The sequence below is a fragment of the Psychrobacter sp. NC44 genome (genome assembly GCF_904846655.1).
GTDB lineage: Bacteria > Pseudomonadota > Gammaproteobacteria > Pseudomonadales > Moraxellaceae > Psychrobacter.
In genome coordinates, this window is sequence record NZ_CAJHBN010000013.1 from 1 (window position 1) to 12863 (window position 12863).

Annotated in this window: 11 protein-coding genes and 2 tRNA genes; 10 read left to right on the forward strand and 3 right to left on the reverse strand. The window is 44.0% G+C overall.

From position 1 onward, the window contains the following. Positions 1 to 99: 99 nt before the first annotated feature. From JMX95_RS09990 to hemA, 3 genes are all read right to left on the reverse strand, one after another. Positions 100 to 1233 carry an aminotransferase class V-fold PLP-dependent enzyme gene (locus JMX95_RS09990; RefSeq protein WP_109591092.1) on the reverse strand — a complete coding sequence of 378 codons (1134 nt, stop codon included), beginning with the start codon at positions 1231 to 1233 and terminating at the stop codon, positions 100 to 102. A gap of 388 nt (positions 1234 to 1621) precedes the next feature. Further along, positions 1622 to 1798 (reverse strand): hypothetical protein, encoded by a 177-nt coding sequence (locus JMX95_RS09995; RefSeq protein WP_170108286.1) that lies wholly within the window; start codon positions 1796 to 1798, stop codon positions 1622 to 1624. Positions 1799 to 1898: 100 nt separating this feature from the next. After that, positions 1899 to 3254 carry a glutamyl-tRNA reductase gene (gene hemA, locus JMX95_RS10000; RefSeq protein ID WP_055123581.1) on the reverse strand — a complete coding sequence of 452 codons (1356 nt, stop codon included), beginning with the start codon at positions 3252 to 3254 and terminating at the stop codon, positions 1899 to 1901. 551 nt (positions 3255 to 3805) lie between these two features. Here hemA and JMX95_RS10005 point away from each other — a divergent pair. From JMX95_RS10005 to JMX95_RS10050, 10 genes are all read left to right on the forward strand, one after another. After that, positions 3806 to 5782 (forward strand): tetratricopeptide repeat protein, encoded by a 1977-nt coding sequence (locus JMX95_RS10005; RefSeq protein WP_201552503.1) that lies wholly within the window; start codon positions 3806 to 3808, stop codon positions 5780 to 5782. A 156-nt stretch (positions 5783 to 5938) separates the two neighbouring features. Further along, entirely contained in the window at positions 5939 to 6571 is a 633-nt protein-coding gene (gene lolB, locus JMX95_RS10010; RefSeq protein WP_087814722.1) for a lipoprotein insertase outer membrane protein LolB, read from the forward strand. Positions 6572 to 6637: 66 nt separating this feature from the next. Further along, positions 6638 to 7600, forward strand: coding sequence for a 4-(cytidine 5'-diphospho)-2-C-methyl-D-erythritol kinase (gene ispE / locus JMX95_RS10015; protein WP_109591088.1), 963 nt, complete (start codon positions 6638 to 6640; stop codon positions 7598 to 7600). A gap of 167 nt (positions 7601 to 7767) precedes the next feature. Continuing rightward, positions 7768 to 7843: transfer RNA gene (locus JMX95_RS10020), tRNA-Gln, on the forward strand. A gap of 244 nt (positions 7844 to 8087) precedes the next feature. Continuing rightward, a tRNA-Gln gene (locus JMX95_RS10025) sits at positions 8088 to 8163 on the forward strand. 110 nt (positions 8164 to 8273) lie between these two features. Further along, on the forward strand, positions 8274 to 9221 hold the full coding sequence (locus JMX95_RS10030; RefSeq protein ID WP_045452669.1) for a ribose-phosphate pyrophosphokinase: 948 nt from the start codon (positions 8274 to 8276) through the stop codon (positions 9219 to 9221). A 421-nt stretch (positions 9222 to 9642) separates the two neighbouring features. Next, a complete protein-coding gene (locus JMX95_RS10035) occupies positions 9643 to 10317 on the forward strand; it encodes a 50S ribosomal protein L25/general stress protein Ctc (RefSeq protein WP_045443278.1) in 675 nt (224 codons plus the stop codon). Between the two features lie 196 nt (positions 10318 to 10513). Further along, positions 10514 to 11095 carry an aminoacyl-tRNA hydrolase gene (pth, locus tag JMX95_RS10040; protein WP_109591086.1) on the forward strand — a complete coding sequence of 194 codons (582 nt, stop codon included), beginning with the start codon at positions 10514 to 10516 and terminating at the stop codon, positions 11093 to 11095. 100 nt (positions 11096 to 11195) lie between these two features. Next, positions 11196 to 11576, forward strand: a complete 381-nt coding sequence (gene panD / locus JMX95_RS10045) for an aspartate 1-decarboxylase (RefSeq protein ID WP_045443274.1) — start codon at positions 11196 to 11198, stop codon at positions 11574 to 11576. A 294-nt stretch (positions 11577 to 11870) separates the two neighbouring features. After that, positions 11871 to 12851, forward strand: coding sequence for a calcium/sodium antiporter (locus JMX95_RS10050; RefSeq protein ID WP_060490271.1), 981 nt, complete (start codon positions 11871 to 11873; stop codon positions 12849 to 12851). The last annotated feature ends 12 nt before the right edge of the window (positions 12852 to 12863 follow it).

Below are 12863 nucleotides of genomic sequence, written 5' to 3' on the forward strand. Positions count from 1 at the left end.
ATATTATAAAATATAATAAATAGGTAAAAAAATACTGAACCCTCGTTACACGGGCTCAGTATTCTTTTTACTTAAAGAACATCTTACGAGATAAAGATATTATTTCGCCAATACTTCATCAAGTGCAGTTTCAAAACGCTGTACCGCTCCGTCTACATCGGTCAATTTATCTAGACCAAATAAACCTAAGCGGAACGTTTTAAAGTTATCTGGCTCACCAACTTTTAGCGGTACACCAGCAGCGATTTGCATGCCTGTTTCGGCAAACGCACTGCCTTTATGCATATCATCGCGATCGGTATAAGCAACCACAACGCCTGGCGCTTCAAAACCTTTTGCCGCAACGCTTTCAATGCCTTTAGCGGCTAATACTTCACGAATACGGTTGCCCAATTGCCACTGCGCGTCACGCAATTTATCAAAGCCAATCTCTTTTGACTCTAAAATAGTATCGCGGAATTGACGTAAGCTATCGGTTGGCATGGTGGCATGATAAGCGTGACCGCCATTTTCATAGGCGCGCATGACATTTAACCACTGCTTTAAGTCTAAGCTAAAGCTATCTGATTCTGTATTGTCTACTTTTTCGATTGCCGCAGCGCTTAGCATGACTAAGCCTGCACACGGAGTACTGCTCCACCCTTTTTGCGGGGCGCTGATGAGAACATCAATACCCAAGTCTTTCATGTCCAACCACACACAACCTGAAGCGATACAATCAATGACCAATAAGCCGCCAACGCTATGTACAGCCGCGCTTATCGCTTTGATATAGTCTGATGATAAAATAATACCCGATGAGGTTTCGACGTGCGGCGCAAAGACCACTGCTGGCTTCTCTGCTTTAATTTTAGCAACGGCTTCATCGATATCAACGGGGGCAAATGGTTTTGGTGACTCACCCTCTTCACGATGTGCCGTCAATACCGTAGACGACTTGGCGATTTTGCCTTTTTCTAAAATTTGTGTCCAGCGATAGCTAAACCAACCGTTACGAATAATGAGGCAATCTTCATCATTGGCCAATTGGCGCGCAACGGCTTCCATTCCATAAGTGCCAGCACCCGGCACAATCACCACCGCTTCGGCGTTATACACGGATTTTAGGTCGCTAGATAAGTCATTCATCACTTGTTGAAAGACTTTTGACATGTGGTTTAAGGCGCGGTCAGTATAGACCACTGAGTATTCTAATAAGCCGTTTGGATCAATATCTTGACGTAATGCAGTCATAGGAAGCTCCTAGTTTATAGTTAGATAGTTTAATTTTCTCAAGCATTGGCTATAGCAAAATCCAGATACTCTCTTAAACCAACCTGCCTTAATAACGCTAACCAATCTAGACAACTACTGTTCGCCAACTTAGCCAAATAATGCTTCTATTAGATAACATGGGTGTGAAATAACGTTTTTGTTAAATAATCTGGCTATCAAATAGCATTGCTGACCAATAGCATAGTCGTTAGATTGCATAGCAGCTAGATACTACTATGGGTAGTATTAACTGAATATTAATATTGGGTAATAGTCGAGAGCATGACGCAGGGTTGACGATATAGCACTTTATCCTAGCGCTATTGCCGTTGGTGATTGTGTTTTGCACGCCGTGTTTTTATTGATTTTAGACAAAGTCGTACAGAACAGGTGCGCCACTATAGGGGCTACGCGGTGGTAGGCTAATAATGGTCACTAACAACTGATGAGATGAATAGGCATCAAGCGAGAACATATACACTAAGGTTTTTGGAGAATAACCGCTCGCATATAACAAAAGATTATCATCGCTTAATATACTCATAACAGCTTGATATTAGCACTGATAATGCAGGTTGACAACGATATGTTTGCGCAATAATAACGTTTGCGCCACTTATGTTTTTTTGATCAGTCCATAATGGCTATCGACGTCCGCGATGAGCCTCTTGCAGCCCAGACACCACAAAGTCTAGCAACTCACTATCCCCTTCACGGGCAGCCTTGCGCATAAGCTTCGATGGTGCGTGGGTTAGCGTCTGCGTCAGGCGGCGTGACAGCTCAATGATAATATCTTCAGGACTGGCATTATCCTGTTGTAGCTTGGCAATGGATTCATGCAGGAGTTTATCTACTTGATCCTGCGTATGCGCGCGATACTGCTGAATGTCTTTACCGACTTGGCGCACTTGAAAGCTGCGATCCATCTCAACGACTAATTGGCTAACGAGCAATTCTGCATCAACTGCTGCTTGCCTCCGCTGTTCAATATTTCCAGCGATCACGTGTTGTAAATCATCGACAGAGTAGAGATAAACATCATCGATACGACTAATGGTCGAGTCAATATCGCGCGGTACGGCTAAGTCAATCATCAACATGGGCTGATAACGACGATGTTTCAGCGCGCGCAAAGTCATGGTTTTATCGATCAACACATCCATACTACCGCTACAGCTACTAACGATATCGGCTTCTGCTAAAACTTGTGGTAACTCTTGCAAAGGTCTGACTTCTACCAAGTGACCTGCGCGGCGCAGCTCCACTGCCAGCGCTTCAGCGCGCTCAGGGTTGCGGTTGCAAATAATCACGCGACCTACACCAAGCCCAGCAATGTGGGTGGCAACCAAACGGTTCATCTCACCTGCCGCGACCACCAGCAATGTGCGACTGGGTAAATCATCAAATATTTGCGTCACCAATTTGGCGGCCGCATAGCTAAGCGATACCGCTTGAGCACCCACTTGGGTCTCATTACGTACGCGTTTGGCAGCAGCAAATACTTGATCGATAATCCAGCCAAGCTGATTACTCAGGGCTTTTTGTTCTTGCGCGAGCTGTACTGAGCGCTTGATTTGACCGAGTATCTGCGGCTCACCCAATATCATAGAGTCAAGCCCTGCGGCGACCCTAAGCCAATGGGTCAGCGCGTGAGTGTCACGGTGTACATAAAGATAGGGATCAATCTCAGACAGTGACAACTGCTTAAAGTCAGCAAGCCACGCTTTAATTTTTAAGATATGAGCACTAATGGCCGCCGAAGATGTCTGAGCACCAACCGCGCCATTAGCAGACATAGAGGGGACATCTTGCGGCTCTGCTAGCTGCGGCACAAGCGCATAGATTTCCGTACGATTGCAAGTCGAAACAATCACACTGCCATCAGTAAAGGCCTCTAATTGTTTGAGCGCGATATTCACATCGTCACCCACAAGCGCCAAACGCTCTCTCAGAGCGACTGGTGCAGTTTTGTGATTGACCCCAATGACCACTAATCTCATTATTGATAGACCATAAACATGACGCTCACCTGCCAGCCCACGCTATCTCATTATTTTTAAAAGACAGTTGTAGACGACAGCGCTGAAAGGAAGACTTTAAAAGCCGCTTATTATATCATTATTGCCAGCTTTAATTAACACTCAGCTATCGATGATAGCTATTTGCTTGTATCTGGGCACATGAGTAACAAATCAACTACCGATACGATTGTTAAAACCAATATCTATGTTTTAGCGAGTGCTTATAGAAATGGATAGAAATCATTCGCTTACTTGACGTTAACTTGTTATATTTTCACAATATTTAGGCTAAGACTTACAACCAATGAAATACCTCGTTGATACAGGTTATCGGCCAATCCTACTTTGTTAGCAAAGACTTGGTAGAGCGGCGGCTATTAATAACGGAGTAACACGGGCACTATTGTTTATCCCATCAGTCTGCTTTTATAATGTCAGGCATGGGTACTCGTTACCAATAGTTAGTTTGAAATGATTAAAATAAAATTGTCTTATCGATATAGATGAACAATGGGCGAATACGGTTATCTATGATTTTTTTTGGGTCATTATTTCGATCACAACTTGCGCATGACGACCAATCTAATCTGCGTGCTCTATTGCATGCGGTTATCGAACGTCTGTGCCAGCGTTATAAGCTAACCTTGTCGTTGGCCTTTTGCCTATGCTTAGGATCGTCTTCCGTTCATGCCAGTCATCCTGATATCTCGCTCGAAGCCCATGTACCCAAACTATCCATTGAAGCCCATGTACCCAAACTATCCATTACTGATAAGAACGACAAGGCAGTCCGTAGCGACGGTATTGATAATAGCCGCTCAACGCTACCAGCAATTGCTCCTGCCAATACACAACCAATAGAAAATGTCGCCAATATTAATGGGTTAGCGCCAACTACCTTATGGCAACCTGAGCTCAAAGAGCCTAGCCTGTATGCGCTGCTTGATGCAGAATTCGCAGCAGATCGCGGTGATAGACAACGAGCGATTACCATCTATAAGCAGCAAGCATTTAAAGAAGATGCAACTGCCGTGTTTGAAAGAGCACTCAGCCTTTCTTTACGCACTGAAAGGGTTGAGAAATCGTTACAATTTGCCAAGTCATGGCAAGACCAAAATCCGGATCACGTGCCTGCTTGGTTTTATGTGGCGCATTTGGCCCTGCGAGCTCACGATTATCTGTTAGCTGGCGAAACCTTGAATCGTATTCTGCTTTATGATCCTCGAGCGGACTTAAGCGAAATCCTTATCGGTATCTATCCAAACAATGATGAAGACAAACGTGAATTACTTGCCGCTTTGCAACCACTAGATAGCGAGCTGAATGCCTCATTGTCGGTATTGAAAGCAGGGTTACTTTACCAATTTAACGAGCCTGAGATTGCCATTGTCCATATCAATCGTGCGCTAGAACGCCAGCCTGACTACGTACCTTTTATTACGCTAAAGGCAGACATACTGCGCAAAATCGTCACGGCTGAAACCGTCGTCAATTATGTGAGCCAAGCACGCCTGCGTAATCCCGATAGTAAAAGTCTCTATCTGTACGAGATTCGCTACTTGCTTGACTTAAAGCAAAGCCAAGAAGCGTGGCAATTATTGCTGGATGCCCATGGTCGCTTTGCTGATGATGCCGAGATTACTTTGTTGGCTGCGTTGGTGAGCTTAGACATCGAAGAATATAACAGTGCCGATGAGCTACTCAACATGCTCGCAAAAAACCCCGCTTACCTTGATCAAGCTTATTATTATCTTGGTATCAGTGCCGAGCGTCAGCAGTACTTTGACCAAGCCAAATACTATCTCAACGGTGTCATGCAAGAAGACTTGGTATTAGAGGCTCGTAGAAAAGTAGTGGCTTTTGAATTGCTTAACGATGATGTAGATGCGGCGATTGCCACTTTAGAAAAGCTGCGTAAAGACTTTAACGTCTTTGCGCCAGATACCTTTGTGCTACAAGCCGATATTTTATGGCAGCAAAATGAGTCCGAAGAAGCTCTGCGCCTACTAACCAAAGCTGCTCGCAAGTATCCTGATAATGAGATGCTCTTGTTTGCACGCGCCCAGCTCCTTGACGACAAAGACGACTATATCGTTAAGCGCACCTTGCTCAATCATCTGCAAGCACTTGACCCAACCAACCTCTCCTACCAGCTCAGTTATGCGCAGCTATTGCTAGCCAATGAACGCAGCTCTGAACAAGGATTGGCATTGGCCACCGCCATCATTCAGATTCGCTATGATGATCCACGTTATGACAATGAGGTGCACCTGCAAGCGCTGAATGTGCTAGCTGGCAATGCATTGGCCAATGAGAACTACCAACAAGTCATCGACTACCTGCAAACCCCTTACGATGTGTTTCCTACCTTGCGCTCTGGCAGCTTACTGCTGCGCGCTTATCAAGGTTTAGGCAACAATGAAAAAGTCAAGGCGTTACTCGCAGACTTGCAGCAGCGCTTCTCATTTGGGCAACACAATATCAATGACCGCATACAGCTTTACTGACCCGCCATTTTATAGTGGACAAATCGTTGCGTGCTATGATTACAAGGCACTCATAAGATACTAACAGCCACGCATAACTGAGTAACATACAACCATTAAGCTAATCTATTTTCGAAACAATGATTTCGTAAATTTGTCTATCTTTGAGGAAACATCATGTCAGTATTGGTCCATGCTAATAAGCCTAATAAATTGGCGCTATTCGCTGCCGTGACAACCGCGCTCGTCATCACGTCTGGTTGTCAATCACTAAAAACAGCCAACGCTACTAACCAACCCAGCACGACTTTACAAGGTCAAAACGCTGAGCCACCGCAAAAGCTTGAGAACTTTAATATCACTGGCAAAATTGGTGTGACGATGCCCGCCAATGACACCACAGGCACTCAAGGTGGTAGTGCGTTCTATGCATGGGGGCAGCAGAATGATCGCTTTGCCATTGAGCTGATCGGCGCGCTCGGCATTGGTAAAACCAACATCGAGTATAATGGTCAAACCGCCACTTTAGTCAGCGAAAAAACAGGTACCTTAACTGCTGATGATCCTGAGACTTTGCTCAAAAAAGCCACAGGGTGGCAAGCGCCTATTTCACAAATGCCCTATTGGATATCTGGTCGCCCAGCGCCTTCCGATAGCGCACCACAGCTCGATGATCAAAATCGTTTAATCAGCTCAGTAAATGGTGAATGGACCGCAAGCTTCACCTATAAAGGGTCTGATAAGTTACCAAATAAAATCAGTGCCGTGCTGCCACAAGGCAATAAGGTAGTAATGACGATCAATCATTAAGACGTCACGTAAATACGATGAAAACTGCTTATTACTTATTACCATAGCCGTCTACAACCAAACATTATGATTAAAAACCTAGCCGCTACGCCTACTTCCACCATCACCCGCTTATCACCGGCAAAGATTAATCTATTTTTGCATATCACAGGTAAGCGTGCTGATGGCTATCATAATTTGCAAACCGTGTTTCGCTTGCTCGATTGGGGCGATTATTTGCATTTTTCAGTCACGGATGATGTGGTGATTTCTACGGTAGATAATGCCTTAGATGCCAATGAGCTCTGTCACCAACTTGTAATATTGGCTGGTGCAGAGACTATAACTATCAATATAGAAGACAACTTAATATTTAAAGCAGCACGTGCATTGCTAGCGGCTGTCATACAGTCAAATACTCTACCTGAGCAGTTAGCACAGGTGCATATCGCTTTAGATAAGCATTTGCCGATGGGTGCAGGCTTGGGTGGCGGCTCATCCAATGCCGCAACGACATTGATGACACTTAATGAAATTTGGCAGCTTAAATTGACGCAAGATGAGCTGATAAAAATTGCTGCCACTATTGGCGCAGATGTGCCAATCTTCATCTTTGGTCAGGATGCGATTGCGATGGGTATTGGAGAGCAGTTAACCGCAATCAAGTTGCCCGACCAGCAGTATTTAGTATTGACGCCCAATGCTCACGTTAATACTACCCAGCTGTTCGCGCATCCTAAATTACAACGTGATATCGCTGTGCTATCGGTTGAGACAATTAAAAATAAACAAGCTGACTATGTACAACATTTAAACACGCCCTATCACAATGTCTTTACGCCAGTGGTGACGAGCCTCGCCCATACGGTCAGCGAAGCATTACGTTACTTGCAAGGGTTAAAAGCGCAAGCACTCGGCACAGCACGAATGACAGGCTCTGGTAGCGCGGTGTTTTTGCCTTTGGATGTAAGCGTGGCTACTGACAAAGCACTTTTAGAAAAGTGGATTGAAGAGGCGCCTTGTTCTGCCTATTTAGTTCGTAATCTATGAGTTAGATTTGAGCTGTAGTACGAAGATAAAATGATTATAGATACAACGTAAAGCGTTTTATTGACCCAATATTCGTTTTGTTTTTAACCTATTTTTCAATAAACGCCATAAAAAGCCGCAAATGACTTGCAAATTCTGAAAATTTAATTATAATAGGTCGCCTCAATAGGGGTATAGCCAAGTTGGTAAGGCATCAGGTTTTGATCCTGACATCCGTTGGTTCGAGTCCAGCTACCCCTGCCATTTTTTAGTACGAAGCGTTTGATATGCAGTGATCATAGGTGGTTTATAGATAGCCGCTTATCTTATTGACATTGACAACGTCATCCCAGTTTCGGTATAGTTCGCAATGGACACCGCTAGGGAACAGTTATGTTTTAAATGGTTTATCCGTTTACAATATAGCGAACAGGTCGTGACGCTATTCTAACAATGACTTTTATTAAAAGTTGCTATTAGATATCAACGTACACAGCCTAGACATTACAGGGGTATAGCCAAGTTGGTAAGGCATCAGGTTTTGATCCTGACATCCGTTGGTTCGAGTCCAGCTACCCCTGCCATTTTTTACTGTAATAGTAGTCATCAAAACTTTTCACCACTCTTTTCTGAATTTGAGCAGTTTGACACTGCTTAGCGGTCGCTGCTTGAGTCAATCAATAGGACTTCTGTCATGCCTTATTTGGCGATTTTTACGGGTAATGCCCACCCTGAATTAGCAAAAACCGTAGCCGATCATCTCCATATACCTCTTGGTAAAGCTGACATCACGCGTTTTTCTGATGGCGAAATCGCCGTAGAAATCAAAGAACACGTGCGCGGTAAAGACGTGTTTATCATGCAGCCAACTTGTGCACCAACCAATGACAATTTGATGGAAATCATGATGATGGCCGATGCGCTGCGTCGCTCTAGTGCGGGTCGCATTACAGCAGTCATGCCCTACTTCGGTTATGCCCGTCAAGACCGTCGTCCACGTTCTGCTCGTGTGCCTATCTCTGCTAAAGTCGTTGCTGATATGCTCAATATCGTTAGTATCGATCGGGTGATGACTGTTGATTTGCACTCAGACCAAATTCAAGGTTTCTTTGACATTCCTGTAGACAATATCTACGGCACGCCTGTGCTATTGAATGACCTACAAAAACAAGATTACGACAACATCATGGTTGTTTCACCTGATGTAGGCGGCGTGGTGCGTGCGCGTGCTATGGCTAAACAGTTGGGCGATACTGACATGGCGATTATCGATAAACGCCGTGCCCGTGCCAATGAGTCGCAAGTCATGCACATCATCGGCGATGTTCGTGACCGTGATTGCGTCATCGTTGATGACATGGTTGATACCGCAGGTACGCTATGTAAAGCAGCTGAAGCATTGAAAGCAAACGGTGCACGTCGCGTATTGGCTTATATTACGCACCCTGTCTTATCAGGCAACGCACTACAAAATATCAGCGAATCTGCGCTAGACGAAGTCGTTGTTACCGATACGATTCCATTGTCTGAAGCGGCAAAAGCCTGTAGCAAAATCCGCCAAGTGAGTATCGCACCGATGCTTGCTGAAAGCTTACGCCGTATCAATAACGAAGAATCTATCAGCGCCATGTTTGACGCTTAGATTTTTAATGAGCACTTGCTCTACTTTCTGTTGGCAATGCTCGTTATAAAACACTGCTTAAGTTTAAAAAAAGCGTCAAGTATCTTTACTTGACGCTTTTTTTGCCTATTGGCGCTGCACAGTCATTTTGCGTAGGTCTTTATTATTACTACAAAATCACGTATAATGCGCGCCTGTGCCAACCATTTGTTCGATTTAATTAGGTTGGCATTCTCAAAAGTGCTGATCATGCCCAAAAGTAACGATTGTCATGATAATGACTATCCAAAAAATCGTTATGATGAGCAAATGGCTACATTTAGCAATTGCGAATTTTATTAGCAATCATAAATGTTAGCTATCATCACGTATTAGTGGATTGGTCGCAAATCCACTTTTTTATGACCAGACACTTCATCATTCTTTTTATAGGATTATATCCATGAGCATTAATCATTTTGAACTAAACGCTGTTGATCGTTCTGCTGAGCAACAAGGTAAAGGTGCGAGCCGCCGCCTACGTAAGCAGAATCTAGTTCCTGCTATCATCTATGGTGGTAACGAAGAGCCAACGTCTATCTCTATCAAAATCAACGAGCTAGTAAAGTCACTTGAATTCGAAGCGTTCTTCTCACACATTTTGACCATCAATGTTGATGGCGTAGAGCATCAAGCGGTTATCAAAGACTTGCAACGCCATCCAGCTAAAGGCTTCCCAATGCATGCTGATTTCCAGCGCGTTGTAAAAGGTCAGAAAATCAACATGAACGTTCCTGTGCATTTTGCTGGTCGTGAAGAAGCACCTGGTACTAAAGCTGGTGGTGTTCTATCAACGCTAGTATCTGATATCGAAATCGTTTGCCTACCATCACAATTACCTGAATACCTAGAAATTGACGTATCAGGCATGGAAATCGGTGATCTATTCCGTCTATCAGACATCAAACTACCTGAAGGCGTTATCATCTTTGATCTTGACATGGAAGATGCTCACGACCGTACTATCGTTAACATGCAGCCACCAACGGTTGAAGAAGTTGACGCAGACGCTGAAGAAGTTGATGCTGCTGACGTACCTGCTACTGAGCAAGGTACTGAAGACAAAGACGGCGAATAATAAACCACGGTTACATAGAGCACGCAATCTAGCGTCTGCTATGTAATACAAGGTTTGTTTAGTCAAAAAACAGCAGGTGATAAATATCTCCTGCTGTTTTTGTAAGTAAGGTTTGAAAAATAACAGATATGCTATGAATAAATAGCATAATCGCAAACCTTATGCCCCATTTATTCAATTTAAGCAGGGTGTTTTTATGGCCATAAAGCTTATTGTCGGTCTTGGTAATCCTGGTCAGCAGTATATGTTTACACGTCATAATGCAGGGTTTTGGTTTGTCCATCACTTGGCTCAGCAGTTCAACATTACCCTCTCTCATGATAAAAAGTTTCATGGAATCACAGGACGTGGGCAGATTCATGGGCATGACGTACGTCTATTGATGCCGCTCACCTTTATGAATAAGTCTGGTCAGTCAGTGGTGCCGATGGTGAAATTTTATGGCATTGAAAATAATGAGTTACTGATTGCTCATGATGAGCTCGATATTCCAGCTGGCAGTATCAAACTTAAGACGAATGGTGGTCATGGCGGTCATAATGGTCTGCGTGATATCACCCCTCATATCGGCAACGACTTCCATCGTTTGCGTATTGGTATTGGTCATCCTGGTCATAAGTCTAAAGTTAGTGGTCATGTGCTCTCAAAAGCTGCGCCCGATGAACAGATTGCCATTGATAGCGCTCTGACAGCAGCGTTTGAAGCGCTACCATTATTACTAAATGGCGATATTGAAAAAGCACGTTCACAAATTAATGGCTTCAAACTGCCAGAATAAAATCATGCTTTAACCATAATAGCCTTTTATTTTAGCAAGTTATCCCCCATTAACCTTTTGATTTGAATCATTAATCTCAGTTACGCTAAGGAAGCAACCTATGCTACTTAATATGCTTAAATGCAAATTACACCGTGCGCGCGTCACCCATGCCGAACTTCATTACGAAGGCTCATGCGGTATCGATGGTGATTTATTAGATCTTGCTGGTCTGCGCGAAAATGAGTCTATCGATATCTACAATGTGACCAATGGCAAGCGCTTTCGCACCTACGCTATCCGCGCTGAAGCGGGTTCTGGTATCATCTCGCTAAATGGTGCGGCGGCTCACATGGCAGATTTAGGCGACATCGTTATCATCTGTGCCTATGCTCATTTTGATGAAGTAGAAGCGGCAACCTACCAGCCAAAACTGGTGTATTGCAACGAAGATAACACCGTAAAAGACACAGCAAACATCATTCCGGTACAAGTGGCTTAAAGCACCAGAACACCGAAGATTTTTGGATAAAGCAAGGATAAATAATCGACTAAGCTGTTGAAGTTATTCTTATTATCCAACCAAAACCGCTATGCTAATATGAGAGCTGAATCTCCATTCTGATTCAGCTTTTTTTATGCCATTTTTATATGGCAAATTCACATTTTATACCACTCTTAAAAGATGAAGTCGTCAGAAAAATAAATGTCAGTGCTATGTTTTTAGGCTAAATGAATTTGACACGGCTAAGCGTATTTTTAGGTTTGGTATTAACACTAATAAGGAAACAGACTGATGTGGTTGGCAGTTATTGCAGTATTGATCGGACTAGCTATTCTTGTTTGGAGTGCAGACCTTTTTGTTGATGGCGCCACTGCCTTGGCAAAAAAATTCAACGTCCCCAGTTTCTTAATAGGTGTGTTGATTTTGGGTGTCGGTACATCCGCCCCTGAGATGGTCGTGTCAGTATTGGCGGCACTAGAAGGCAGCCCTGATTTGGCATTAGGCAACGCTTATGGCTCAAACATCATCAATATTGCGCTGGTATTGGGTGCAACCGTATTGATTAGCCCTATTATCATTCGTAAGGGCATCATCAAGCGTGATTTACCTCTATTAGTATTGATTACTATGGTCGCCGCATGGCAGCTGCGTGATGGGCAATTAGACCAAGCAGATGCGATTGTGTTGATAGCGCTGCTGGTGGTGACTTTAGGCATTCAGATTGTACTAAGCTTACGTGAAGGCAACCATGAGCACGAAGGGGAACCCATAGCTGAAAGCGTCGATGCTGAACATATCGAACAAACCCTAACACGGGGACTAATCAGCTTAGTTATCGGCATGCTTTTACTGGTCATTAGCTCGCGAGCTATAGTTTGGGGTGCAGTAGAATTGGCAACGCTGTGGGGCGTGAGCGAACTGGTGATTGGATTGACGATTGTTGCTGTGGGGACCTCGTTACCTGAGCTGGTATCGAGCCTATCAGCCGCCCGTAAAGGCGAACACGACATGGCACTGGGTAATATTATTGGCTCTAATATATTTAACACCTTAGGCGTCGTTGGTCTCGCAGCGCTTATAGCGCCAATCACAGTCAGTCCAATTATCTTATCACGCGATATAGTGGCGATGGGATTGGTCACCTTATTACTCTTGGTATTGTGCGGGTTTGCCTTTATGAGTAAGCGTCCATTCGGTCGCACTTCTGGATCGACTTTGGTCTTATTCTTTGTCGGCTATACTTTATGGCTGATACAAACCGTCAACCTGTAACGCTTAGAGTGT

Excerpts from the sequence above, each read along its gene's own strand:
- JMX95_RS10035 (WP_045443278.1), top strand. The coding sequence starts at position 9,643 with ATGAGCATTAATCATTTTGAACTAAACGCTGTTGATCGTTCTGCTGAG.
- ispE (WP_109591088.1), top strand. The coding sequence starts at position 6,638 with ATGATTAAAAACCTAGCCGCTACGCCTACTTCCACCATCACCCGCTTA.
- hemA (WP_055123581.1), bottom strand. The coding sequence starts at position 3,254 with ATGAGATTAGTGGTCATTGGGGTCAATCACAAAACTGCACCAGTCGCT.
- JMX95_RS09990 (WP_109591092.1), bottom strand. The coding sequence starts at position 1,233 with ATGACTGCATTACGTCAAGATATTGATCCAAACGGCTTATTAGAATAC.
- JMX95_RS10050 (WP_060490271.1), top strand. The coding sequence starts at position 11,871 with ATGTGGTTGGCAGTTATTGCAGTATTGATCGGACTAGCTATTCTTGTT.
- JMX95_RS09995 (WP_170108286.1), bottom strand. The coding sequence starts at position 1,798 with ATGAGTATATTAAGCGATGATAATCTTTTGTTATATGCGAGCGGTTAT.
- JMX95_RS10030 (WP_045452669.1), top strand. The coding sequence starts at position 8,274 with ATGCCTTATTTGGCGATTTTTACGGGTAATGCCCACCCTGAATTAGCA.
- panD (WP_045443274.1), top strand. The coding sequence starts at position 11,196 with ATGCTACTTAATATGCTTAAATGCAAATTACACCGTGCGCGCGTCACC.
- lolB (WP_087814722.1), top strand. The coding sequence starts at position 5,939 with ATGTCAGTATTGGTCCATGCTAATAAGCCTAATAAATTGGCGCTATTC.
- pth (WP_109591086.1), top strand. The coding sequence starts at position 10,514 with ATGGCCATAAAGCTTATTGTCGGTCTTGGTAATCCTGGTCAGCAGTAT.
- JMX95_RS10005 (WP_201552503.1), top strand. The coding sequence starts at position 3,806 with ATGATTTTTTTTGGGTCATTATTTCGATCACAACTTGCGCATGACGAC.